23 protein-coding genes and 1 pseudogene are annotated in these 22,698 nt (G+C 71.4%); 13 read left to right on the plus strand and 11 right to left on the minus strand.

The window, feature by feature from the left end:
* Positions 1-53 precede the first annotated feature (53 nt).
* From ACQPZX_RS24090 to ACQPZX_RS24100, 3 genes are all read right to left on the minus strand, one after another.
* Positions 54-758 (minus strand): hypothetical protein, encoded by a 705-nt coding sequence (locus tag ACQPZX_RS24090; protein ID WP_433384605.1) that lies wholly within the window; start codon positions 756-758, stop codon positions 54-56.
* Positions 759-952: 194 nt separating this feature from the next.
* Positions 953-1,258, minus strand: coding sequence for a hypothetical protein (locus ACQPZX_RS24095; protein ID WP_433384608.1), 306 nt, complete (start codon positions 1,256-1,258; stop codon positions 953-955).
* A 72-nt stretch (positions 1,259-1,330) separates the two neighbouring features.
* Entirely contained in the window at positions 1,331-1,669 is a 339-nt protein-coding gene (locus ACQPZX_RS24100; protein ID WP_433384611.1) for a VOC family protein, read from the minus strand.
* 100 nt (positions 1,670-1,769) lie between these two features.
* Between ACQPZX_RS24100 and ACQPZX_RS24105 the strand changes: the two genes are divergently transcribed.
* The 3 genes from ACQPZX_RS24105 to ACQPZX_RS24115 are packed head-to-tail and all read left to right on the plus strand — an operon-like array spanning position 1,770 to position 2,428.
* Positions 1,770-2,057: a hypothetical protein gene (locus ACQPZX_RS24105; protein ID WP_433384614.1), complete on the plus strand. Its 288-nt coding sequence runs from the start codon at positions 1,770-1,772 to the stop codon at positions 2,055-2,057.
* Positions 2,036-2,161, plus strand: a complete 126-nt coding sequence (locus ACQPZX_RS24110) for a LuxR C-terminal-related transcriptional regulator (protein ID WP_433384617.1) — start codon at positions 2,036-2,038, stop codon at positions 2,159-2,161. The genes ACQPZX_RS24105 and ACQPZX_RS24110 overlap by 22 nt, the downstream gene beginning before the upstream one ends.
* A gap of 54 nt (positions 2,162-2,215) precedes the next feature.
* Complete coding sequence (locus ACQPZX_RS24115) at positions 2,216-2,428, plus strand: hypothetical protein (RefSeq protein ID WP_433384620.1); 213 nt, start codon at positions 2,216-2,218, stop codon at positions 2,426-2,428.
* 103 nt (positions 2,429-2,531) lie between these two features.
* On the opposite strand, the gene ACQPZX_RS24120 is transcribed toward ACQPZX_RS24115, so the two are convergent.
* Positions 2,532-3,146, minus strand: coding sequence for a nitroreductase family protein (locus ACQPZX_RS24120; RefSeq protein WP_433384623.1), 615 nt, complete (start codon positions 3,144-3,146; stop codon positions 2,532-2,534).
* Positions 3,147-3,214: 68 nt separating this feature from the next.
* On the opposite strand from ACQPZX_RS24120, the gene ACQPZX_RS24125 reads away from it, so the two are divergent.
* The 6 genes from ACQPZX_RS24125 to ACQPZX_RS24150 all read left to right on the plus strand — a co-directional run bounded on the left by ACQPZX_RS24125 (position 3,215) and on the right by ACQPZX_RS24150 (position 11,307).
* A complete protein-coding gene (locus tag ACQPZX_RS24125) occupies positions 3,215-3,349 on the plus strand; it encodes a hypothetical protein (protein ID WP_433384626.1) in 135 nt (44 codons plus the stop codon).
* A 9-nt stretch (positions 3,350-3,358) separates the two neighbouring features.
* Entirely contained in the window at positions 3,359-5,341 is a 1,983-nt protein-coding gene (locus ACQPZX_RS24130; RefSeq protein WP_433384629.1) for an FxsB family cyclophane-forming radical SAM/SPASM peptide maturase, read from the plus strand.
* Positions 5,342-6,304 carry a hypothetical protein gene (locus ACQPZX_RS24135; protein ID WP_433384632.1) on the plus strand — a complete coding sequence of 321 codons (963 nt, stop codon included), beginning with the start codon at positions 5,342-5,344 and terminating at the stop codon, positions 6,302-6,304.
* Complete coding sequence (gene fxsT / locus ACQPZX_RS24140; protein ID WP_433384635.1) at positions 6,294-10,136, plus strand: FxSxx-COOH system tetratricopeptide repeat protein; 3,843 nt, start codon at positions 6,294-6,296, stop codon at positions 10,134-10,136. Before ACQPZX_RS24135 ends, fxsT begins: the two co-directional genes overlap by 11 nt.
* Positions 10,137-10,282: 146 nt before the next feature.
* Positions 10,283-10,771 carry a winged helix-turn-helix domain-containing protein gene (locus tag ACQPZX_RS24145; protein ID WP_433377869.1) on the plus strand — a complete coding sequence of 163 codons (489 nt, stop codon included), beginning with the start codon at positions 10,283-10,285 and terminating at the stop codon, positions 10,769-10,771.
* The gene (locus ACQPZX_RS24150; protein ID WP_433385239.1) at positions 10,696-11,307 is read left to right on the plus strand and encodes a transposase; all 612 of its coding nucleotides are present in this window, start codon (positions 10,696-10,698) and stop codon (positions 11,305-11,307) included. The genes ACQPZX_RS24145 and ACQPZX_RS24150 overlap by 76 nt, the downstream gene beginning before the upstream one ends.
* Positions 11,308-11,320: 13 nt before the next feature.
* Here the strand turns inward: ACQPZX_RS24150 and ACQPZX_RS24155 are convergent, their stop codons facing one another.
* The 3 genes from ACQPZX_RS24155 to ACQPZX_RS24165 all read right to left on the minus strand — a co-directional run bounded on the left by ACQPZX_RS24155 (position 11,321) and on the right by ACQPZX_RS24165 (position 13,583).
* Positions 11,321-11,728, minus strand: a complete 408-nt coding sequence (locus ACQPZX_RS24155; RefSeq protein ID WP_433384638.1) for a GNAT family N-acetyltransferase — start codon at positions 11,726-11,728, stop codon at positions 11,321-11,323.
* Between the two features lie 102 nt (positions 11,729-11,830).
* Positions 11,831-12,619 (minus strand): transglutaminase-like domain-containing protein, encoded by a 789-nt coding sequence (locus ACQPZX_RS24160; RefSeq protein ID WP_433384640.1) that lies wholly within the window; start codon positions 12,617-12,619, stop codon positions 11,831-11,833.
* Between the two features lie 25 nt (positions 12,620-12,644).
* Positions 12,645-13,583: a helix-turn-helix transcriptional regulator gene (locus tag ACQPZX_RS24165; protein WP_433384643.1), complete on the minus strand. Its 939-nt coding sequence runs from the start codon at positions 13,581-13,583 to the stop codon at positions 12,645-12,647.
* 62 nt (positions 13,584-13,645) lie between these two features.
* Between ACQPZX_RS24165 and ACQPZX_RS24170 the strand changes: the two genes are divergently transcribed.
* The gene (locus ACQPZX_RS24170; protein ID WP_433384646.1) at positions 13,646-14,713 is read left to right on the plus strand and encodes an epoxide hydrolase family protein; all 1,068 of its coding nucleotides are present in this window, start codon (positions 13,646-13,648) and stop codon (positions 14,711-14,713) included.
* A 687-nt stretch (positions 14,714-15,400) separates the two neighbouring features.
* On the opposite strand, the gene ACQPZX_RS24175 is transcribed toward ACQPZX_RS24170, so the two are convergent.
* Positions 15,401-16,180: a class I SAM-dependent methyltransferase gene (locus ACQPZX_RS24175; RefSeq protein ID WP_433384649.1), complete on the minus strand. Its 780-nt coding sequence runs from the start codon at positions 16,178-16,180 to the stop codon at positions 15,401-15,403.
* A 100-nt stretch (positions 16,181-16,280) separates the two neighbouring features.
* Here ACQPZX_RS24175 and ACQPZX_RS24180 point away from each other — a divergent pair, with 100 nt between their 5' ends.
* The 3 genes from ACQPZX_RS24180 to ACQPZX_RS24190 are packed head-to-tail and all read left to right on the plus strand — an operon-like array spanning position 16,281 to position 19,332.
* Positions 16,281-17,078 (plus strand): endonuclease/exonuclease/phosphatase family protein, encoded by a 798-nt coding sequence (locus ACQPZX_RS24180; RefSeq protein ID WP_433384652.1) that lies wholly within the window; start codon positions 16,281-16,283, stop codon positions 17,076-17,078.
* A 46-nt stretch (positions 17,079-17,124) separates the two neighbouring features.
* Positions 17,125-17,979: an alpha/beta fold hydrolase gene (locus tag ACQPZX_RS24185; RefSeq protein WP_433384655.1), complete on the plus strand. Its 855-nt coding sequence runs from the start codon at positions 17,125-17,127 to the stop codon at positions 17,977-17,979.
* 9 nt (positions 17,980-17,988) lie between these two features.
* Complete coding sequence (locus ACQPZX_RS24190) at positions 17,989-19,332, plus strand: pyridoxal phosphate-dependent decarboxylase family protein (protein WP_433384658.1); 1,344 nt, start codon at positions 17,989-17,991, stop codon at positions 19,330-19,332.
* Here the strand turns inward: ACQPZX_RS24190 and ACQPZX_RS24195 are convergent.
* The 3 genes and pseudogenes from ACQPZX_RS24195 to ACQPZX_RS24205 all read right to left on the minus strand — a co-directional run.
* The gene (locus ACQPZX_RS24195; RefSeq protein ID WP_433385403.1) at positions 19,321-20,253 is read right to left on the minus strand and encodes an alpha/beta fold hydrolase; all 933 of its coding nucleotides are present in this window, start codon (positions 20,251-20,253) and stop codon (positions 19,321-19,323) included. The genes ACQPZX_RS24190 and ACQPZX_RS24195 overlap by 12 nt on opposite strands.
* Before the next feature lie 124 nt (positions 20,254-20,377).
* Positions 20,378-21,046 (minus strand): response regulator, encoded by a 669-nt coding sequence (locus tag ACQPZX_RS24200; RefSeq protein ID WP_433384661.1) that lies wholly within the window; start codon positions 21,044-21,046, stop codon positions 20,378-20,380.
* Positions 21,043-22,593 (minus strand): annotated as a pseudogene (locus ACQPZX_RS24205) (sensor histidine kinase); the annotation flags it as partial. The gene ACQPZX_RS24200 and the pseudogene ACQPZX_RS24205, both read right to left, overlap by 4 nt.
* Positions 22,594-22,698 lie beyond the last annotated feature (105 nt).

Here is a 22,698-nt window from a genome sequence, read left to right on the forward strand (position 1 = left end):
CCCCACGCTCTCGGGGAGCGGCGTGCCGGGCCGCCACCCGGCACGCCGCGGCCTCATATCCGGCCCGACGCGGTGGTCGCCGGCGAGCTGCCCGCGCTGTTGCTCAGGCTCGCCGTCACCGTGCACGTGGTCGTGGATGCCGGCGCCGTGAACCGCGCGCCCGCGTAGTTGGTGCTCTGCAACGTGCCGCAGCCCGTGCCCGTCACCGCCGAAGCGGTCGCGATCGGCTGCCCCGAGCGCGGCGGATCCCAGCTGACGATGATGATCGGCCGGCCGCTCGTCAGGTCCCGCTGGAAGGTGAGGTGCGCCGGCGCCGCCGGAGCCGCGTTCACCGAGGCCACCGTGTGATACGCCCAGCCCGACGCCACCAGCTGCGACTGCAGGTCCACCAGGCTGAACTCGCCGAACGGCAGGAACGTGATGTTCATCCGGTAGTCGACCGCCTTGCCCGCGGGCAGCGTGATGTCGGCCCGGTACTGGGTGTTCTTGGCCGTCCCGCCGACCTGCACGAGGCGTCCACCCGGGTTGTATCCGCGGTCCGGCCCGTGCGCGATGACGTTGCCGGTCCCCACGCCGGTCGCCCCCGGATCGCTCACCGACATGGTCACGGTGATCTGCGCTGTCCCGTAGGTGACGTCGACCGCCGCCGCCGACACCGAGAACGCCGTCAGCTTCGGCACGTCGTCGGCGCGCGCCGGCCCCGCCATCCCGCCCAGCATCGCGACCACGGCGACCGCGACGGCCCCCATCCTGCGCATGTGTGTCCCCCCAACCGGCACGACGGTGTGTCGCGCCGAACGCGGAGAATCATGACGGCAGCCCCTGACGCGAAGCTGAAATTTCCCTGGAACGAGCAATTTCATACGTACGAGGAAGCAGCAGTCCCCGCCGCTCAACGCGACCGCCGTCGCTGGTCACGCCTTTGCCGCGACCGCCGGGCTGAGCTGCCCGATCACCCCAGGACCCGCTCCGCGAACCAGCCCAGCACCTTGCGAGGTTCCCCGTCCACGACGGGGTGACTTTCGGCCTGATCGACGAGTCCGACGCGGAACGAGGCGCATGCGCCGAGCTGTATCCGGACCGCCTGGGGTTCGCCGACCCGTGGGATGGCGGCCAGCAGGCCGGGCCAGCTGTCCGAGCCGGCCTCGAAGATGTGCAGGTGGTGGCTGCGCCACGCGACGTCCGGGAAGCAGAACGACCACTTCCGGGCGTCGTCGTCGCCGGGCCCGGGAGCGTGGATCCAGCCGATGCCCGCCATCGCCGCGGCGATCGACGCGAAGGCGGCCGGCCATCCGGTGTCCTAGGGGACGACGTGGAGGGATCGAGCCGGTCAGGACTCGACGCAGAACTCGTTGCCCTCGGGGTCCTGCATGACGACAAGGTCGCCGTGGGTCTCCTTGATAGTGGCGCCCAGCGCCTCGAGGCGCTTCACCTCGTCCGGGACGCCGGCAGGGGCGCGCAGGTCGAAGTGCATGCGCAGCTTGGCGGTCCGGGGCTCGGGCACCCGCTGGAACCACAGGCTGGGAGCGCCCCACCCGGGAGCCTCCACGTACGCCTTGTCGGAGGTGGCGTCCTCGTCGAGCTCGCCGCCCAGCGCGGCGGCCCAGAAGCGGGCGACGACCAAGGCGTCCTGGCAGTCGAAGGTGACGGACTTGATGTAGGTGGGCATGCGGGCATTCTCGCCGCCCCCGGCCCGTGGCGCGACAGGCTTCTCTTCCCGGCGGAAGTGGACCATGATGACAGCCGGGGCGAGGGCTACGAAACGCGGAATGCTGCTGGCCCGCGCCCACCTGCTCTACGGCGAGTGGCTGCGCCGCCGGCAGCAGCGGACCGAGGCCCGCGAGCAACTGCGCACGGCCCACGAGATGTTCGCCGGCATGGGCATGGAGGCGTTCGCCGAGCGGGCCCGGCGGGAGCTGCTCGCCACCGGCGCCGCCGCCCGCAAGCGCACCGCCGAGGCCGCGGTCAGCGACGAGCTCACCCCGCAGGAGCGCCAGATCGCCGAGCTCGTGCGCGAAGGCTCTCCAACCCCGAGGTGGGGGAGCGGCTGTTCCTGAGCCCCCGCACGGTCGAGTGGCACCTGCGCAAGGTCTTCACCAAGCTGGGCGTCACCTCACGCCGCCAGCTCCGGGATTCGCTGCCGCGGGCCCTCGTCGACTGATTGCCGTACGTGATGGGGCTGTTGCTCTCAGTGAATGTGGGGCACTATCGAAGCATGGTGTTGTCCGTATTGGCGGGACTGATGACGCCGGTGATCATCGGCTTGGGTGTCGTGCTGGCAGCTCGATGGCTGCCCCGATGGTCGCCGACAGCGGGACACGGCCTGGCCGGTGGCCCGGGCGCCGAGGGATATCGGCGCGCGACGGAGAAACCACAGGACGAGCAGGACGGCGAGGTCAGCCGCACCCCTGCTCCCGCACGCACCTGACAGGTCGTGCGCTTGCCGGCAGCTCAGCCCGGCGGTGGCGGCAATGGCGTGACCAACGACGGCGCCGGGCCTGAGCGGCGGGTGCTCTGCTCGACCCGTACGTCTAAAGGGTCTGGAATTTGTCCCAGAAGACGACCTCGTCGAGGGGGCGCCGTTTCGGCTCGGCCCAGCGGCCCTTGCTCGGGTAGCCGAGCGGGACCAGGGCCATGGTGAGCGCGTCGTCGGGCAGGCCGAGCAAGTCGCGTGTCTCGGCCTCGTGGCCGGAGTAGAGGGTGGTCAGCGTGGAGCCGATGCCGTAGGCGCGGGCGGCCAGCATCAGCTGCTGGACGGCGCCGTAAATGGAGGAGCCGAGCCTCGGGTTGCCGGATTTCGCGGCGCCGAGCAGGACCGGGAAGATCCAGACGGGGGCCTCCTCGATGTGGGCGGCCAGGTGGTCGCCGGCCCGGAAGTTGGGGTCGTCGGCGGCCAGCATGCGCTCGCGGTGCACGCCGTAGAGCGTCTCCCAGCCCTCGCGGTAGAACTCGGCGATCCGCGCCTTGACCGCCGGGTCGCGCAGCACGATCCAGGCCCAGCGCTGGGTGTTGCCGCCGTTGGGGCCGCGGACGGCGGCGTCGAGCAGCTTGCGGACGATGTCGTCGCCGATCGGCTGGGCGGACAGGTAGCGGCGGGCCGGCGTGGAGTGCAGCGCCTCCAGGACCGTGATCTCCGGATCTTCCATGGGCACACCCTATGCCGTCACCAAACGTGGCCGTGACATGACCTCGAGTGTTGTCTATGCTCGCAGGCGTGGAAAAGACGCCGCTCGATGAGGCCCGCACCACCCCGATCGACCGCATCGACCGTGCCGCCGCGGCGCGTGTCGTGCGCCGGATCGTGCGCCGTGATCGCGATGGGGTGACACCCTTCTCGTCCGGGATCTGACCAGGGGTGATGTCGCCGTGGCGCCCGCTGCGCCACTACGTGCTCAAGGTCGCCTCCCGCTGTGATCTGGCGTGCGATCACTGCTATGTGTACGAGCACGCCGATCAGTCGTGGCGCGGGCGGCCGCCGTTCATGACGCCTGCCACCGCGTCGGTGGCCGCGGCGCGCATCGCGGAGCACGCGGCGGCGCACGGGCTGCCGCGGGTGAGCGTGATCCTGCACGGCGGGGAGCCACTGCTGCTCGGGCCCGCTCGCCTTCGCTCGCTTCTGGCCGAGCTGCGCCGCACGGTGGGGGCGGTGTGCGAGCTCGACCTCGGGATGCAGACCAATGGCGTACGGCTCGATGACGCGTACGCCTCGATCCTGCTCGAATTCGGCGTCAAGGCAGGGGTGTCCCTCGACGGCGCCCGCGAGCACAACGACCTGCACCGGATCTTCCGTCGTGGCGCGTCGAGCTATGACCCGACGCTGCGCGGGATCGCGGTGCTGCGCCGCCATCCGCAGATCTACGCGGGGCTGCTGTGCACGGTGGACCTCGCGAACGATCCGGTCGAGGTCTACGACGCGCTGATCGCTCAGGCGCCGCCGCGGATCGACTTCCTCCTGCCCCATGCGACCTGGGAGCACCCGCCGCCGGCCGGCTCGTATGCCGCCTGGCTCCTGGCTGTCCATGAGCGCTGGACCGCGCAGGGGAGGCCGGTGCCGATCCGGCTCTTCGACTCGGTGCGCGCCCTCGGCCGGGGCGGGCCGAGCGGGACCGAGGCGCTGGGGATCGACGCCGGCGACGTCGTGGTGATCGAGACCGACGGGGCGTGGGAGGAGCCGGACTCGATGAAGACCACGTGGGACGGCGCCGCCGCGATCGGGATGACCGTCTTCGATCACAGTGCCGACGAGGTGACGCGGCAGCCCGCGATGGCACGGCGGCGCGGCGGGATCGGGGCGCTGTCGGCCACCTGCCGGGCGTGCGCGGTGGTGCGACAGTGCGGGGGAGGCCTCGTCGCGCACCGCTACCGGCCCGGCACCGGCTTCGACAACCCGTCGGTGTACTGCGACGACCTGAAGGAGCTCATCATCACTCTCAACTCGCAGCCCGCGCCGTCGTCGGAGATCGGGTCGCTGCCGGCGGAGGTGTTCGAGCGGATCGCGTACGGGTTCGGCGACGCCGCGGCGGTCGGGGAGCTCGCGTCGGCGCAGCTGGCCATCAACCGCGCCCTGGTCGCGGAGATCGTGGCCCGGTTCGGGGCGCCGTCGCTGGTCGCGAGCGAGCGGGCGGATCCGGCGGCGTTCGACGAGATGCTCTCCCGGCCCTATGTTCGCGCTTGGGCCGTCCGGTGCCTCACTGACGGGTTCGTGGTGCTGCCCGATTTTTCTGACAAATCCCTGGATGACGCCAGCCCGTTTCGCGATGTCTACGGCTTCCCGGTGGCCGGCGCGCTGGCGAAAGAGGACGTCGCCGCCTGGGAAGAGGTCCTGGACGCCGCCTGGAAGGTGGTCGAGATCGACGCCCCGGAGCAACTGGCGGGCCTCCGACGGGGGGTCAAGACGATCACGCCTTTGGAGGCGGCGAAGGACGGGACGCAGCGCAGCGCCACCTCGCGGGACGCCTTCGGAGCGCTGGGCATCGCCTACACGCCCGATCCGGAAGAGATGGCTGTCCTGTTGGTGCACGAGTTCCAGCACACCAAGCTGGGCGCGGTGCTCGACCTGATCGACCTCGTGAAGGAAGACGCATCCGGGCGACTGGACGTGGGATGGCGGCCCGATCCGCGCCCGATCGAGGCCGCTCTGCAGGGGACGTACGCGCATCTGGGAATCGCCGACATCTGGCGCCGCCGCGCCGAGCGCGACCCCTCGCTCAGGCCGCGGTATGCGATGTATCGCGACTGGACCGCCGCGGCCATCGCCGCGCTGCGGGGCGGCGACGGGCTCACCGAGGCGGGGGAGCGATTCGTGGCGCGGATGGCCGAGACCGTCGCCGGATGGTCCTAGATGTACTCCTACTACCTCAGCTACGGGCACGCGCCGCGCCTGCGCCACGAGGACCGGCCCGATATCGATCACTGGGCCGGGATCCTGCACACCGCGCTCACCACCGAGGTCGCTGCGCTGGGCGTGCCGGGCGGCTACTACGACGATCTGTCCGCGCCGCTCGACGACTGGCGCGGCAGCCTGAAACGGGCGCTGAGCGTTTCCGACGTGTTCGTGGCGCTCTACTCGCCGGGGTATTTCGCGAAGGCGTGGCCGCTGCGCGAGATGGCGTCCTTCGTCGGGCGTTTCGAGAACCCGCAGGCCGCCGCCCGGTTCGTCCTGCCGGTGCTGTGGGTGCCCTGGCCACGCTGGGAGCGGGCCGAGGAGAGAGAGGCCGCGTTGCGCCTGGGTGCGGGCGTTTCCGCGTACGCGTCGGAAGGGCTCCAGGCGATGGCGCGGCTCTCGATGTTCCGGGAGTCCTATCGGGCCGTCGTGCGGCGGCTGGCCGATCGGATCGTGGCGGCGTCGCGGGCTGCTCCCCGGCCCGCGCCGGAGGCGGTCGTCGTGGACAGCGCCCCCGATCCGGTCTTCACGGTGACCGATCTGACCGGGAACATCGCCACCGCCGAGCTGGTCGTCAACGTGGCCGAGCGCCTCGGCTACCCGGCCCGGATCACCGATCGGCCGGGACCCGGAGCGGGACTCGTGCTGGTCGCCGACGGGTCGGCGCTGGACACGCCGCTGCCGGAGTCGACGTCCGTCCTCGTCGTCGGCGCCGGAACGCTCACCGATAGGCTGATGGCCGCGGGCGTCGCGCGCCGCCGGATCGCGGTGGTCACCGACCCGGCGCGGCTCGCCGACCGGCTGCCGTCGATCATCGACAGCGCCTGCCACGCCCACCGCAGGAGCGCCCCGGTGTTCCTGCCCAAGGGCGCCGACTCGGCGCTGCCCGTCATCGGGGGAGAGGACCGCAATGACCGATGACCGCGGCAAGGTGGTCACGTTCTACTCGTACAAGGGTGGGACGGGCCGCACGATGGCCCTGGCCAACGTGGCCTGGATCCTGGCCGCGAACGGCAAGCGGGTCCTCGTCGCCGACTGGGACCTCGAGTCGCCCGGCCTGCACCGCTTCTACCGGCCGTTCATCGAGCCGGCCGCGTTCGAGTCGGCCGGCGGGATCGTCGAGCTGGTCCGCCGCTACGAGCAGGCCACCATGCTCGACGTGCCGCGGCCCGACGACTGGCAGCGCGACTTCGCCCGGGTCAGCGCGCACGCGTTCACCCTCAACTGGGAGTTCCCCGGCGGCGGCACCCTTGACTTTCTCGCGGCGGGCAATCAAAACCAGGACTATGCCCGCAGCGTTTACGAGCGCGACTGGGACGAGTTCTACACCCGCTACGGCGGCGGTCAGCTTTTCGATGCGCTCCGCGAGGACATGAAGGACCGGTACGACTACGCGCTGCTCGACAGCCGCACCGGCTGGTCCGACGTGGCCGGCATCTGCACGGTCCACATGCCCGACGTGCTCGTCGACTGCTTCACCTTCAGCGACCAGGGCATCGAGGGCGCCGCGCTGGTCGCCGGCAACGTCGCTCGCCAGCGGGGGCGGCGGCCGATCCGGATCCTGCCGGTGCCGATGCGGGTCGACCTGGCCGAGAAGAAGCGCGCGGACGCGGGCCGGTTGGCCGCCCGGCAGCGCTTCACCGGCCTGCCCAGCGGCATGACACCGGCCGAGCGCGACGCGTACTGGGCCACCGTCGAGGTGCCTTATCAACCCTTTTACGCGTACGAGGAAACGCTCGCCACCTTCGGCGACCGGCCCGGATCGCGCACCTCGATGCTCGCCGCCTACGAGACGCTGGTCGCCTACCTGACCGACGGCGAGATCCAGTCGCTGCCGCCGATGGAGGAGTCGCTGCGCGAGCGGACGGCCGCGCGGTTCGTCCGCCCGACGGTGCTGCCCGAGACCGCGGTCGCGCTGCGGTTCGCCGCCGAGGACCGGCTCTGGGCCGAGTGGATCGCCCGGGTGCTGCGGGCCGCCGGCGTGACCGTCAACCTCGCCCCGACGGGCCTCGACGCCGACAGTTCCCCGGCCCCCGAGGGCCGGCCGCTGACGATCGTCTCGCCGGCCAACGTGGACGCCGAGGAGGGCCGGGTGCCGCGCGACCGCCGCACCCCGCTGGTCGTGTACGTGGCGGACGTGCGGCCGCTGCGCGGGCAGACCGAGGCCGACTCGGCGTTCCTGGTCGGGCAGACCGAGGAGATCGCCGTGACCCGGCTGCTCAAGCTGGTCGGCCACCCGGTCGACGCGTTCGACCGGGCCCGGATCGGGATGCGCTTCCCCGGCCGCACCGCGCTGATCTTCAACGCGCCGATCCGGAACGTGCAGTTCACCGGCCGCGAGGACGACCTGGTCGACATGCGCACCCGATTGCAGACCATCGGCAGCCCGGTCGTGCTCTCCGGCACGTCCCCGGTGGCGCTGCAGGGCATGGGCGGCATCGGCAAGACGCAGGTGGCGATCGAGTACGCGCACCGGTTCCGCAACGCGTACGACTTCGTCTGGTGGATCAACTCGGATCCCACCACCTTCATCGACACCCAGCTGTCCGAGCTCGGCCGCGAGCTCGGCCTGCCCGGCGGCGGCACGATCGCCGACCAGGCCCGCGCCACGCTCTCCGCGCTCAACCGGGGCGCGACCCTGCCCCGCTGGCTGATGATCTTCGACAACGCCGAGGACATCGAGTCGGTCACCCGCTTCCTGCCCTCCGGCCCCGGCGGCCACGTCGTGATCACCTCCCGCGACGCGCAGTGGTCCGACCGCGCCGAGACCATCCAGGTCGACGTCTTCGACCGCCGCGAGAGCGTCGCCCACCTGCGCCGCCGCGTGCCCACCATGCGGCCGGACGACGCCGCCCGGCTCGCCGAGGCGCTCGGCGACCTGCCGATCGCGATCGCGGCGGCCGGCGCCTGGCTGGCCGACACCGGCACCTCGGTGGCGGAATACCTCCGGCACATCGAGCAGGTCGTCTCCGACAGCCTCGACCCGATCTGGGACCTGTCGCTGCGCCGCCTCGAGGACCGGTCGCCGGCGGCGCACCGCCTGCTGCAGCTGTGCTCGGTGCTGGCCCCCGAGGTCGCCCTCGACCTGGTGTACGGCGACCGGATGGCGGCGCTGCTCTCGCCGCTCGACCCGCTGGTCAGCGAGACCATGTACCGCGGGCGGCTGGTGCAGGACATCAACCGGCTGGCCCTGCTCAAGCTCGACGTCGGCACCGGCACGATCCGGGTGCACCGGATCATCCAGAGCGTGGTGCGGCAGCGGATGTCCGACGAGGAGCTCGAGCTGGCCCGCCACGAGGCGCACCTGGTGCTGGCCGCCCACCGGCCGGCCGGCGAGGTCGACGACCCGGCGACCTGGCCGCGCTTCCAGCAGATCTGGCCGCACCTGGAGGTGTCCCAGGCCTGGCAGTCGCGCGAGGAGGCGGTGCGGCGGCTGATCATCGACCGGCTGCGCTACCTGTGGACCTCCGGCGACCTGTCCAACGCGCGCCGGACCGGGGAGGAGTTCGTGCGGCGCTGGGAGCGGCTGCGCGCCTCGATCGCCGACCCCGTCCTCGAGCGGCAGCTGCTCCAGCTCCAGTACAACCTGGCCAACATCGTGTGCGACCAGGCCGACTTCGAGGAGGCCCTGCAGATCGACGAGCGGGTGCTCGCCGACCAGCGCCGCCTGCTGGGCGACCACCACCCGCACACGCTGATCACCGCGGCCGGGCTCGGGCGCGACCTGCGTGCGCTGGGCCGGTACTCGGACGCCCGCAAGCTCGACGAGCAGACCACGGCGGCGTGGATCGAGTACTTCGGCGAGGACTATCCGCGCACGCTCAACGCGCAGAACAACCTCGCGACGTCGCTGCGGATGGCCGGCGAGATCCGGGCCGCCCGCGACCGCTCCCGCCAGGTGTACGACCGGGCCATGCTGATCGTCGGCCGGACCCACACGCTGACCCTGACGGCCGGCACGAACTTCGGGCGCGACCTGCGCGAGGCCGGCGAGTACACCGAGTCGATCACGCTGCTGCGCGACATCCTGGCCCGGCACCGCGAGGTCCTCGGCGACACGTCACCGCGCACCTACGGCGCGATGACCAACCTGGCCGTCTCCGAGCGCAGCGCCGGCCGCGCCGCCGAAGCCGCGGAACGCCTGGAAACGGCGTACGAGAATTTGAATCAGCTCCTGGGTCCCGCCGCCCCCGAGACCCTGTTCTGCCGCCTCAGCCGCGCGGTGAATCTCCTCGCCATCGGCGAGGCGCATTCGGCCGGCAGCGAGCTGGCCGAGGTCGAGCGGCACTACCGGGACCGCCTCGGCGAGCACCACCCGCACACCGTGGCCTGCGTCAACAACCGGGCCGCGGTCACCCGCGCGATCGGCGACCCGGGCGGCGCGCGCGACCTGGCGAGGCAGGCGGGCGAGGGTTTGGAGAAGATGCTCGGCGCCGACCACCCGTACACGCTGGCGGCCCGGATGAACCAGGCCATCTTCGCCGCCGAGTACGGCGCGGTGCCGGAGGCGTACGAGATGCTCGAGCCCCTCGCGGAGCGCACCGACCACCTGCTGGGCCCCGAGCACCCCGACGCGGCCCGCTGCGCCGCCAACCTCGTGTTGATGCGCCGCGACCTGTACGGCAGCACGCCGGAGGAAGAGCAGGCGGCACTGGGCCGGCTGGCGGCGGCGCTGGGACCCACCCACCCGGCCGTCGAGGCGATGCGGGAGAGGCGCTACCTGCACCGGACGCTGGACCCGCACCCGTTCTAGAGACCTTTCGGGTTGGGGGTCTGTGTCTGATCCACTGTGACGCTTGTGGGTGATCGTGCTGGCGGGCGGGTGTCGGGTCTGCTGGTCGCATGCGATATGGCGACGGTGGCGGCGTTGACCAGGCGGAACGGGTACGGCGAGAGCGAGTGCGGCAGCGAGCGGCGCTGTTGTTCGCGCAGGGCAGGTCGGCGCTCGAGGTCGCCGCGTTGCTGGAGGTGTCGACGAAGTCGGCGTATCAGTGGCGGCGGGCCTGGGCGGCCGGCGGTGTCGACGCGCTGGCTTCGCGAGGGCCGGCAGGTCCGGGTCCGAAGCTGTCGGACGCCCAGCTGGCCCGGTTGAAGGCCCGTCTGGAACAAGGGCCCGCTGCGGCCGGCCATGGCGAGGATCAGCGGTGGACTTTGGTCCGGATCGTGGCGTTGATCGCGTCGATGTTCGACGTGCGGGTCGGGATCACCACGGCGTGGGAAGCCATGCGCCGGCTCGGCTGGACCAGCCAGTTGCCGTCGTACCGGGCGATCGAGCGGGACGAGGCTGCGATCGCGCATTGGCGCCGCTACCAGTGGCCGGCGGTAAAAGAGTCGCCGCACGACGGGCCGCCTGGATCTGTTTCGCCGACGAGTGCGGCCAGACGCTAAAACCGCACAAAGCCGCCACCTGGGCGCCCAAGGGCGTCACCCCGATCGCGCACGTCACCGCGACCGGCAACGCCCGAGTCTCGGTGGCCGGACTGGTCTGTTACCGGCCCGGCCACCGATCGAGGCTGATCTACCGCACCAAAACCTCCGGCCGGGGCCGTAAAGGCGAGCCGAAAGGCTTTCGGGAACGCGACTTCGCCCGGCTGCTCGACGCCGCACACCGGCAGTTGCAGGCGCCGATCGTGCTCGTCTGGGACGGCCTGAACGCGCACCGCTCCACCCGGATGAAAGCCCTGATCGCCGCCCGGCCCTGGCTACGCGTCTACCGGCTACCCGCCTACGCGCCCGAACTCAACCCCATCGAGAAAGCCTGGTCAGGTCTCAAACGCAGCCTGGCGAACCTGCCCGCCCGCACCGCCGGCAGTCTGGCCATCGCCGTGAAGAACCGCCTCAAACGCATGCAACACCGCACCCATCTGATCGACGGCTACCTCACCGGAACCGGTCTATCCCCACCAACACCGCCCGGACCCTGACCGCGAAAGGTCTCTAGAGGTCGAGCACGGCGATCGTCTGCCCGCCGACGTACTCGCCGGTCGGGCGGAAGCCCAGCTTGAGGTAGAACGGTTCCGGTCCGCCGGCGCGCGGCTCGAACGAGACGTAGAGCCGATCGCCGCCGCGGGCGCGGGCCTCCTGGCAGACCGCTTCGACGGCGAATGTGCCGTAGCCCTTGCCCTGGGCGTCGGCGGCGATGTTCAGCCGCCAGAGGCCGTGACGCCGGTCGTCGGGCTCAATCTCCGGATTCCACGCGACGTCGAAATAGGCCATCAGGAATCCGACCGGGCGGTCGCCGTCGTAGATGAGCCTCGGCCAGGCGTGGTCGCGGTAGACGTACGCCTCGGCGAGCGACTTCACGACCGGCGCGACCAGGTCTTCCTGGTCGGGACGCACCTTCACGGCGAAGGCGGCCTCGTAGTTTGTCGCGGGTGACCATCTCCAGGCGCATACGGTGAACTTCGCACGGCCGGGCACGCAGTGGTAGGGGAAGTGTCGCGCGTTCTATCGCGCGACGGCTCCGGCCGGCGGCCGAAACTCCGGATACCGGTCGAGGCGGTTCCCGGGCTCCCCGACCGGCTCCGCGAGACCGTCGAGTGACTTGTCGAGCTCAGCGTGCGGCTGATCGAGGGGCTCGACCTGGAGGCGGTCGCACCAATACCAGCCGGCGACCTCGACCTTGTCGAGGGCGGCGACGTCGTTGATCAGGCTGCCCCTCAACTCGTCCCAGCCCCACAGCTCCCCGTTGCCGTAGGCGGCCGGCTGCGAAGCACCGCCGCGACAGAGATGCCACGCGGTCACACCGTCCTGGAAGTCGTCACCGGTCAAGTTGCCGCGCCCGGTCTGGGGGTCCGTCAGCACCCAGCCGGAGCCATCCCAGTACTCGACCACCCAGTGGTCGATCCAGCGTCGCGCCACGAAATAGCCGCCGAAGCCGCATCGGATGCGGGCCGGTGTGCCCGTCGCGCGCAGCAAGGCGCAGTGCAGCAGCGCGAAGTGGTAGCAGAAGCCGAACATGCGCCGCTCGGCGGGCCGCTCGCGATCCAAGGGCGCCGGATCGATGCCGATCACGTTGTCCAGGATCGCTTCGGCGCCGACGGTCTCCATGTGAGACATGCGCTCGGCGGAGAACCGCAGGCCCTGAACCGTCGCCGTGTGGTTGTGGATCAGCAGCCCGCGCACGATCGCACTGAGCGCCTCAGGGTCAGCGGGAAGGCCGGGCACCCGGTCCCGGTGCCGGCCGAGATCGGAGGTCGGGCTCGGTTGCCGATAGAAGCGTGCGATGTCGGTCATAGGCTTGCGAGGATACAAAATTCGCTCAGATCGCGCGGAAGTAGCGGGCGGCCAGCTTTTCGAGGGCCTTGACCAGCTCGGCGCCGTCGATCACGGTGAAGTCGGCGTCGAGCAGGCCCAGGTACAGCGCCAGGGTCAGCGGGTCGTCGGAGCCGGGGCGGAACTCGCAGCGGTCCGGGCCGAGCTCCGCGACCTCGACGCGGACGGGCATGCGGTCCCGCACGTACTGGGCGGGTTTCTGCACGACCACGCGAGCGCGATAGGGCCAGGGGCCGCGCGAGACCAAGGCGGTGATCGCCTCGTCCGAAGGCAGGGGGCGCGGGGTGAAGCGAGGGCCGCCGGGCACGCGCGGGGTGATGCGGTCGGCCCGGAACGAGCGCCAGCCGGATCTTGTCGTGTCCCAGGCCAGCAGGTACCACCGTCTTCGGTCGTGGACCAGACGGTACGGCTCGACGTCGCGGCTCGTCACGGTGCCGTTCTGGGACACGTAGTCGAACCGGACCCGCTCGTGGTCGCGGCAGGCGCCGGCGATCATGGTGAGCACCTCGGCGTCGACGGTCGGGTCCGGCGAGGGAGTCGGCAACGCGTACACGGAAATCGCCTCGACCCGGCGGCGCAGCCGCGCCGGAAGCACCTGCTGGACCTTCGCCAAGGCCCGGACCGACACCTCCTCGATGCCGGTCACCGAGCCGGAGGCGGCGGTGCGCAGCCCGACGGCGACGGCGACCGCCTCCTCCTCGTCGAGCAGCAGCGGCGGCAGGCCACCCCCGGCGCCCAGCCGATAGCCGCCGGCCACCCCCGGCCGCGCCTCGACCGGATAGCCGAGGCGCCGGAGCCGGTCGACGTCCTTGCGGACCGTGCGGCAGGTGACGCCGAGCCGCCCGGACAGGTCGGCGGCCGTCCAGTCGCGGCGGCCCTGCAGCAGCGAGAGCAGACGCAGCAGGCGAGCGGAGGTTTCCAACATCCGTCCATCGTGGCCGCAAATGCGGAACGAAACTGACCGCGATCCTCCCTAACGTGCAACCCATGCAAACCTTCCGCATCGAGGTACCGCAAAACTCGCTCGACGATCTGCGGCAGCGCCTGACCTCAGCGCGCTGGCCGATGTCCTTCCCCGGTCGCGGCATCGAGGCCGACCGCCTCCGGGGCCTCGCCGATCGCTGGCCCGAGGTCGGCTGGCAGGCCGCCCTCAACCGATATCCGCAGTTCATCGCCACGATCGACGGGCAGCGCATCCACTTCCTGCACGTCCGTTCGGCTCGTGACGACGCTCCCGCCCTGGTCCTCACCCACGGCTATCCGAGCTCTCCCGCCGAGTTCCTGCGGCTGATCCCGCTGCTCGACGACTTCCATCTGGTCGTGCCGTCGCTGCCGGGGTACGGCTTTTCGACGCCTCTGTCCGGTCCGGGGTGGACGATGATGCGCGCGGCCCGGGCCTGGGTGTCGCTGATGGCCGAGCTGGGCTATGAGCGCTACGGCGTGCACGGCGGCGACGTGGGCGCGGGCGTCTCGGGCTCGGTCGCGACCCTCGACCCCGAGCACGTGACCGGCGTGCACGTGGTGACCGATCCGGCGACGGCCGCGGCCACCGCCACCTTCATGCCCGGCATGGCCGACCGTCTCGACGCCGGCGATCCCGTCGACAAGCTGATCCTCGACCGCATGGACGGGTTCCGCCGCGACGGCTCCGGCTATCTCGCGATTCAAAATTCAAGACCACAGACCATCGCGTACGGGTTGAGCGACTCGCCCCTGTTCCAGCTGGCATGGATAGCCGAGAAGTTCGACGAGTGGACCCGCCTGCCGTTCGACGACGACCAGTTGCTGACCACGGCCAGCGTGTACTGGTTCACGGGTTCCGGGGCGTCGGCCGCACACACGCTGTACGACCAGGCACATTCGTCGGAGTGGGGCGGCCCGACGACGGTCCCGCAGGCGTTCGCCGTCTTCGGCGCCGACGAGACCGTCCGCAAGCTCGTGCCCGCGCCCGCCACCGCCCGCTGGACGGAATTCCCCACCGGCGGCCATTTCCCGGCGATGGAGGCGCCCACCGAGCTGGCCGGCGACCTGCGAGCGTTCTTCGGAAGCTTGTAGTTCTCAGAGCGGCACGCCGACGCTGCACTCCCCGTGGGACAGCGACCAGAAGGGCGCACAACACGTTGGGCTCGCGCTCTTCGAACCCGCGAACGAGCGCTCCGTCGATCCCCTGCGGAAGATCTTCCACCGTGCCGTCCCCATGCAACGGGATCGAGCGCGCCCTGGCCAGGATCTGCTCTTCGTCACCGAGCAGGTGGAACTGGTATTCCGGCAGCTCTTCGGTCAGCCGTGGCCAGTACTCGTCCAGGACGTCGCCGTGGTTGTTGTACTCCGGCATGCGCGCCTGTTGTGGCCGTGATGGTGGGGCGGCGTGAGCGATGGCCGAGCGGCCGATGGCCTGGACCTGGCACACCACCGGCGCGCATGGATGCTGCCCACATCGAGCAGGACGGGCGGCGCTGGACACCACGACAGCCACTGCCGGTATACCGCAAGGGCGCGTCGCCGATGACGCTGCGGCAGCAGACCATCGTTCTGCTGGGACGCTGGCCAGTTCGGGCCCCGGCCGGGTGCCGGATCCGGCCAACTACTCTCGCACCACCGAACGTGACACCTACCTCTGGAGCCGCGACCACAAGGCCGACTGCGGGCCCACATCTCTGCGGCTACCTTCCCGAAAGCGCCGACGAACCTCCGCCGGGCAATTGAAGAGGGTATGGATCCGCCGGCCGGCCACGGGCGGGCTCAAGCGTGAGCTATCGCCAGGAAGTGGGCACTCGCGTTGATGAGCAGCGGGTCTCGCTCGGCTATGCGGGCGCAGCGGAGGGCGCTGTCCACCAAGGTGTCGAAGGCGTCCAGGCCTGCCACGTCCAGAGCCGGCCAGGCCGGGCCCTCGACGCCGTAGACGGTGACGTCTTGTGAAATTGCGGCTTCGACCTCGGTGCGCAGCTCGTCGGCGGTGTGGAAGTGGGAGGCGAGGAAGCCTACGTGGCCGTCGTAGTCGCCGGTCTCGATCACCTGGCGGATGGGGGGCTCGTCGGCGGCCGTCAGCTGGCCGTTGGTGCCGTTCTCGAGGAGTGACAAGTGGCGGCTGATCCCGGCGGCGGCCAGCAGGCCGCCGGGGCGTAGCACTCTGACGGCCTCGGCGAGCGCCTGTGCGCGGTCGGACGCGGCGGTGAGGTGGTAAAGCGGGCCGAAGAGAAGGACCACGTCGGCGCTCGCGTCGGGGGCGGCCAGCGTGCGGGCGTCGCCCTCGGAAGCGGTGACGCCGGGCAGGGCGGCGGCGGCCGCTACGTGGGCGGGCACCGGGTCGACTACGTGGACGTCGTTGCCATCCGCCGCCAGCCAGGCCGCGTGGATGCCGGTGGCGCCGCCCACGTCGAGGATCCGGTGTCGGCCCGGTGGGAGGTGGCGGCGCAGCAGCTCCTGGGTTCGCAGGAACTCCAGGCGGCCGTGCGGGGATCGCCGAAGGCGGGTGTCCTCCACGCCGTCGACGCCGTAGTACTCGAAGAAGCCCGCGCTCATCGGACCATGCTGAGCAACCGAAGGGTAGTCGCGCCAGCGATTTCCGGGCGGGCCGGGCCTCTAAGATCAGGTTGCGGAACGGCAAGGGATGGCGGGGGTCGTGGTGCGGATTGCGAGCGTGAACGCCTGGGGTGGCGCATTGTCCGACGCGCTGCTGGCGTGGCTGCCGGGCAGCGAGGCGGACGTCGTCTGCCTGCAGGAAGTGACGCGGACACCGGGGCTGACCGGGTGGACGCGCTTCGAGGACGGCGAGCGGACGCTGCCGCAACGCGCCGATCTCTTCGACGACGTGCGCGCCGTGCTGCCGCGCCATCAGGCGATCTTCGTGACCAGCGACTCGGGGCCCGTGTGCGACGAGACGGGTGGCCGCCACCGGCAGGACTTCGGGCTGGCGACCCTGATCGGCGAGCACCTGCCGGTCTGCGGGGTCGATTCCGCGTTCGTGCACGGAGAGTATGCCGACCACGATGAGTGGCCGACGGGCGACCGGCCCCGGATCGCTCTGGCCGTGCGCACGGTCGAGCGCGCGAGTGGCCGGTCGATCTGGGTTCTGCAGGCGCACGGGCTGCGCGATCCGGCGGGCAAGGGCGACACCCCGGCGCGGCGCCGGCAGGCCGAGAGACTGGCGGAGATCGTACGGCGGGTCCGCGGTCCTCGCGACCTGGTGGTGGTCTGCGGGGATCTCAATCTGCTGCCGGACAGCGAGACGTTCGGCGTGCTGGCGGAAGCCGGCCTCACCGACCTGGTGGGCACGGCCGACACCCGGTCGTCGCACTACCGCAAGCCGGTGCGGCACGCCAGCTACCTGCTGGTCTCCGACGTCGCGGCGGTCAAGCACTTCGAGATCCCGGCCGAGCCCGAAGTCTCCGACCACCGGGCGCTGATCCTCGACATCTGACACCGCCGGCGGAAATCCGGTGGCGCGCAACGGTAGCGTCCACGACATGGGTGACCTTGAACGGTTCGCGACCTCCGGGCCGCTGCGCCTGTGGACCGAGCGCACCGGAGACCCCGGCCATCCCGCCGTCCTGCTGATCGCGGGTGCCTCGGCTCAGGGCTACACCTACCCCGACGCTCTGGTCACCCGGCTCGTCGGGCACGGCATGCAGGTGATCCGGTACGACCATCGCGACACCGGGCGCTCCAGCGTCGTCGACTTCGACCGGCGTCCGTACGGGCTGGCCGACCTGGCCGCCGACGCCCTCGCCGTCCTGGACGCGTACGAGTTGCCATCCGCGCACATCGTCGGGGCGTCGATGGGCGGCATGGTGGCGCAATGGATCGCCGTGCACGAGCCGGCCCGGCTGAGCGCCCTGACGCTGCTGTCCACGACGCCCATGAGCTTCGATCACGTCGCGGTCTGGGAACGCGGGATCGTCGCGGAGTTGCCGCCGCCGACCCCGCGGTTCCTGCGGCATCAGTCCGATGCCAAGGGCGTCGACGCCGACGTCGCCCTCTTCCGGGTGATGCACGGCGACGTGCTGCCCTTCGACGAGCCGGCCGTCCGGGCGATGCTGGAACGCTGCTGGGCGCGAGCGACCGACCCGTCCGCCGCCGCGAACCACAGCCGGGCCGGCGGGACGATGACCCCGGACCGGCTCGCCCCGCTGTCGGCGATCACCGCACCGACCACGGTCCTGCACGGCGACCAGGACCCGATCTACGTGCCGGCGCACGGCGAGGCGCTGGCCGCCGCCATCCCGGGCGCCCGCCTGCACATCGTGGAGGGCATGGGCCACGTCTACTTCTCGCCCGGCATTCCGGAGTTGCTCGGCGACCTGATCACGCGTACTGATTAGGGTGATCAGATGGATCTGAGCCGGTGGCTGACCGAAGCGGTCGCGGCGAACGCGGCCTGGGCCAAGACGTTCGGCCCCTTCGAGCCGCATCCGTCCCTCGCCGTCGACGACGAGCGGTTCGCCGCCGCGTTCGCCTCCTTCGCGGAGCGGCTGACCGACAACTACCCGTTCTTCCACCCCCGGTACGCGGGGCAGATGCTCAAGCCGCCGCACCCGGCCGCCGTCGCCGGCTACGTGACCGCGATGCTGATCAACCCCAACAACCACGCCCTCGACGGCGGGCCGGCCACGGCGGCGATGGAGCGCGAAGTGGTCCAGCAGCTGGCCACGATGTTCGGCTACGAGACCCACCTCGGGCATCTGACCACCAGCGGCACGATAGCCAACCTCGAGGCGCTCTTCGTGGCCCGCGAGCTGCACCCGGGAAAGGGTGTCGCCTACAGCACCGAGGCGCACTACACGCATGGGCGGATGTGCCGGGTGCTCGGGGTCGACGGCCACGCCGTGCCGGTCGATGACCGGGGGCGCATGGACCTCGGGGCGCTGGAGGAGCTGCTGCGCGGCGGGAAGATCGGCACGGTCGTGCTGACCGCGGGCACGACCGGCCTCGGCGCGATCGAGCCGATCCACGAGGCCTCGGCGCTGCGCGAACGCTACGGCGTGCGGATCCACGTCGACGCCGCCTATGGCGGGTTCTTCACGCTGCTGGCCGGCGACCTGGGGATACCGACGGAGCCGTGGCAGGCGATCGCGCAGGCCGACTCCATCGTGGTCGATCCCCATAAACACGGCCTTCAGCCGTACGGATGCGGCGCTGTCTTGTTTGGCGACCCCTCGGTCGGGCGGTTCTATGTGCACGATTCGCCCTACACCTATTTCACCTCCGATGAGCTGCACCTCGGCGAGATCAGCCTGGAATGCTCGCGGGCGGGCGCGGCGGCGGCCGGGTTGTGGCTCACGTTCCAGCTGCTGCCACCCACCCGTGAAGGCCTCGGTCAGGTGCTGGCGGCGGGGCGGCGGGCGGCGCTGCGCTGGGCGGAGCTGATCGAGGCGTCCGGGCGGCTGCGGCTCTATCAACCGCCGGAGCTCGACATCGTCGGCTACTTCGCGGGCGATTCCCTCTCGGAGATCGACGCGGTCAGCGCCCGGATCCTGCAGGAGGGCATGACGGACCAGGAGGATCCGGTCTTCCTCAGCACGCTTCGGGTCGGAGGCGAGCGCTTCTCGGCGCGGCACCCCGGGATCGCCGCGGACGCCGACGGCGCGCGGATCCTGCGCAGCGTGCTGATGAAGCCGGAGTCTGAGACCTACGTCGAGCACCTGCACGAGCGGGTCGAGGAGCTAGCGGGCTAGGGCGCGCGCTCCCACCAGCTCGGGCTCGTTCTCGGCGGCCAGCCACGACAGGATGTCGGGCAGGATCTCCATCGCGCCGAAGTGGGCCGTGTCGGTCTGGATCTCGAACTCGGCCCTCGGGATGCGCTCGGCGAGCCACCTGGTGTGGCTGGCCGGCACGACGTTGTCGTCCGCGCCGTGCCACAGCCGCACCCGCTGGGTGATCTCGGAAAGCTGGAAACCCCAGTCGCGCCGCAGCGCCAGGTTGTCGTCGATCCAGCCCCACGGGCCGGGGCGCATGGCTTCCGCGTACGTCTCCAGCAGCAGCCGCTCGAAGGTCACGTCCCGCACGACGCGCCGGTCCGGACCGCTGATCTGGCCGCGGAGCGTCTCGAGGAGGCTGCCCGGGCTGCGCCTGGTGCGGTCGGCCTGCAGCCGGAGGCTCTCCACCAGTTTCAGCTCGTCGTGCCGGGCGGTGCTGAACTCGCGGACGTTGGCGCTGTTCATCCCCGCGTACCAGTCCATGTCGTCGGCGTCACTCGGCCGCAGGCTCACCAGGACCGCCGCCCGAGTGACCCGCTCCGGCAGCAGCGCGGCGGCGGCCATCGCGTGCGGGCCGCCGCCCGACCGGCCGACCACCGCGAAGGTGTCGAGACCCAGATCGTCGGCGATGGCGGCGACGTCGGCGGCGCAGGAGGCGACCGAGCGGCCGGGGTCGCGGTCGGAGCCGCCGTAGCCAGGGCGGTCGTAGCTGATCAGCCGCACGCCGAGGCGGTAGAGGACGCTGTCGCGCGGGCGCGGCCCGAGGCGGCTGCCCGGGGTGCCGTGCATCAGGAAGACAGGGGAGCCGGCGCCGGACACCTCGTAGCGCAGGCGTCGCCCGTCGGCCGTCGTCACGTCCGAGTACACGAGTTCTCCCGCCGGTCGGGCCACGGTCGCCAGGCTATCGACGCCGAGGCGGCACCACCAGTATCCGCGCCACCCGCCAGTCGGGAGTCGCGAATGATGAACACCCGACAGGGTGACCCACGGCGACTCACGCCCGCGTTGCTCGTCGCGCGGCGGCTCACGGCTGGTAGCGGTAGCCCATGCCGGGCTCGGTGATCAGGTGCCGCGGCCGGGTCGGATCCTCCTCGAGCTTACGTCGCAGCCGGGCCATGTACTGGCGCAGGTAGTTGGTCTCGGTGCCGTACTGCGGTCCCCACACGTCGTGCAGCAACTGCCGCTGGGTGATCAGCTTGCCCGGGTTGCGCAGCAGATGCTCGAGCAGTTGCCACTCGGTCGGGGTCAGACGCTGATCCGGCGTGATCGTGTGGTCGCTCAGGTCGATCGTGTACCGCCCGACAGTCGCCGTCGCCGCGCCCGGCTCCTGCTGGTGGGATCGCCGGGTGACCGCCCGGATCCGCGCGAGCAGCTCGTCCAGCCCGAACGGCTTGGTCACGTAGTCGTCCGCCCCCGCGTCCAGCGCCGCGACCTTGTCGGTTCCATCCGCGCGCCCCGACAGCACGACGATCGGCACGGTGCTCCAGCCCCGCAGCCCGCGGATCACCTCGGCGCCGTCCATGTCGGGCAGCCCGAGATCCAGCACGATCAGGTCCGGCGGGTGCGCCGCCGCCGCGTGCAGGGCCCCCGCGCCGTCGGAAGCCACGTCCACGTCGTACTTGCGAGCGCGCAGGTTGATCCGCAACGCCCGCAGGATCTGCGGATCGTCGTCCACGACGAGAATGCGGGTCACGACGGCCTCTCCAAGTCTTCGCGCACGCCCGGAGCAGCAGCGCCCGGCGCGGCCGGCATCGACAAGATCATCGTAAGTCCACCGCCGCCGGTCATCGAAGGCAGCAGCGTCCCACCCATCGCCTCGGCGAGTCCCCGGGCCAGCGCCAGCCCGAGCCCCACCCCGTGGTGGGCGTCCCGGTCGCCGAGCCGCTGGAACGGCAGGAACACCTGCTCCCACTTGTCCCGCGGAATCCCCGGCCCGTGATCGACCACCCGCAACTCCACCATCTCCCCGCGAACCACCCCCACAACCTCCGGCGGCCGCCCCGGCGGGCTGAACCGCAACGCGTTCCCCACAACGTTCACCAGCACCCGGTCGAGCAGCCCCGGATCGGCCCGCACGGCCGGCAGATCGTCCGGCAGCTTCACGACCACGCCGCGCCCCGCCACCCCGAGCTCGTCCAGCGCCTGCGGCACCACGTCCTCGAGCCCCACGTCGGCCGGCGTCATGCCCAGCGCGCCCGCCTGCAGCCGGCTCATGTCCAGCAGGTTCGCCACCAGCCCGGCAAGCCGATCCAGCGACTCGTCCGCGGTGGCCAGCAACTCCTCCCGGTCCTCCTCGTCGAACTCCACCTCCGCACTACGCAGCCCCGCCACCGCCGCCTTCGCCGAGGCCAGCGGCGTCCGCAGGTCATGCCCCACCGCCGCGAGCAGGGCAGTACGCACCCGATCCCCTTCGGCGGCCACGGTCAGCCGCTGCTGCCGCAAGGCCACCGCCGCCTGCGCCGCGAACGCCTGCACCACCCGCCGATCCTCGGCCCCGAGCTCAGCACCCCGAAGCACCAGCATCGTGGCGTCATCGGCCGGCACCCAGATCTCCGCTTCGCCGCCCCGCACGCCGTCGCGCGGCTTTGCGGTGGCGTCCACCTCCTCTCCGTCTTGTCCGTCGCTGCCTTGTATCTCGGACTCAAGCCTGGTGTCTCCCCCAAGGGGAGAGTCAAGCCGCCCGCGTCGGAAATCGGGGAAATCGGCTGCAGGGCTATCCAGAGACGGGCCGACCGAGGCGGCGGCGTGCCAGTCGCCGTCCGGCGTGCGTTCCAGGAGAGCGACCGAGGTGAGGGCGAAGGTGTCGCGCAGTTGGTGGAGCAGGGCGTTCAGGGGGTCGCCGCCGCTCAGGACGGCGCCTGCCATCGTCGCCAGGGTGTGGGCCTCGGCGGCTGCCTGGTCGGCCTGGCGGGTGCGGCGGGCCGCCACATCGACGACCCACGACACCGCCACGGCGACCACCACGAAGACGGCCAGCGCGACCACATGCGAGCGGGTGGCGATGGCCAGGGTGTGCAGGGGCGGCACGAAGTAGTAGTTGACCAGCAGGAAGCCGCCGACCGCGGCGAGCAGCGCCGGCCATAGTCCGCCGACCAGGGCGACGCCGACGACGGCCGCGAGGAAGAGGGGAATCTCGCCGTTGAGCGCCAGGCCCGCGGCGTGCGTGAGCAGCGCCACGAGCGGCAGGCCCAGCACCGCCAGGGCGAAGCCCGCCGCCCGCCGGCGCCGGGAGAGTGGCGGCGCGATCAGGCGAGGGCCCGGCCGCGAGGTACCCATCAGCCTCCGCCACCCGGCCGAGTTGGGGCAGGGCCGCCGCCGGCAGGCCGCGGTTGCGGAAGGCCGCCG

The organism is Actinoplanes sp. CA-142083 (genome assembly GCF_050942195.1).
GTDB lineage: Bacteria > Actinomycetota > Actinomycetes > Mycobacteriales > Micromonosporaceae > Actinoplanes.

Excerpts from the sequence above, each read along its gene's own strand:
- ACQPZX_RS24090 (WP_433384605.1), bottom strand. The coding sequence starts at position 758 with ATGCGCAGGATGGGGGCCGTCGCGGTCGCCGTGGTCGCGATGCTGGGC.
- ACQPZX_RS24095 (WP_433384608.1), bottom strand. The coding sequence starts at position 1,258 with ATGGCGGGCATCGGCTGGATCCACGCTCCCGGGCCCGGCGACGACGAC.
- ACQPZX_RS24100 (WP_433384611.1), bottom strand. The coding sequence starts at position 1,669 with ATGCCCACCTACATCAAGTCCGTCACCTTCGACTGCCAGGACGCCTTG.
- ACQPZX_RS24105 (WP_433384614.1), top strand. The coding sequence starts at position 1,770 with ATGCTGCTGGCCCGCGCCCACCTGCTCTACGGCGAGTGGCTGCGCCGC.
- ACQPZX_RS24115 (WP_433384620.1), top strand. The coding sequence starts at position 2,216 with ATGGTGTTGTCCGTATTGGCGGGACTGATGACGCCGGTGATCATCGGC.
- ACQPZX_RS24120 (WP_433384623.1), bottom strand. The coding sequence starts at position 3,146 with ATGGAAGATCCGGAGATCACGGTCCTGGAGGCGCTGCACTCCACGCCG.
- ACQPZX_RS24130 (WP_433384629.1), top strand. The coding sequence starts at position 3,359 with ATGTCGCCGTGGCGCCCGCTGCGCCACTACGTGCTCAAGGTCGCCTCC.
- ACQPZX_RS24135 (WP_433384632.1), top strand. The coding sequence starts at position 5,342 with ATGTACTCCTACTACCTCAGCTACGGGCACGCGCCGCGCCTGCGCCAC.
- fxsT (WP_433384635.1), top strand. The coding sequence starts at position 6,294 with ATGACCGATGACCGCGGCAAGGTGGTCACGTTCTACTCGTACAAGGGT.
- ACQPZX_RS24160 (WP_433384640.1), bottom strand. The coding sequence starts at position 12,619 with ATGACCGACATCGCACGCTTCTATCGGCAACCGAGCCCGACCTCCGAT.
- ACQPZX_RS24165 (WP_433384643.1), bottom strand. The coding sequence starts at position 13,583 with ATGTTGGAAACCTCCGCTCGCCTGCTGCGTCTGCTCTCGCTGCTGCAG.
- ACQPZX_RS24170 (WP_433384646.1), top strand. The coding sequence starts at position 13,646 with ATGCAAACCTTCCGCATCGAGGTACCGCAAAACTCGCTCGACGATCTG.
- ACQPZX_RS24175 (WP_433384649.1), bottom strand. The coding sequence starts at position 16,180 with ATGAGCGCGGGCTTCTTCGAGTACTACGGCGTCGACGGCGTGGAGGAC.
- ACQPZX_RS24185 (WP_433384655.1), top strand. The coding sequence starts at position 17,125 with ATGGGTGACCTTGAACGGTTCGCGACCTCCGGGCCGCTGCGCCTGTGG.
- ACQPZX_RS24190 (WP_433384658.1), top strand. The coding sequence starts at position 17,989 with ATGGATCTGAGCCGGTGGCTGACCGAAGCGGTCGCGGCGAACGCGGCC.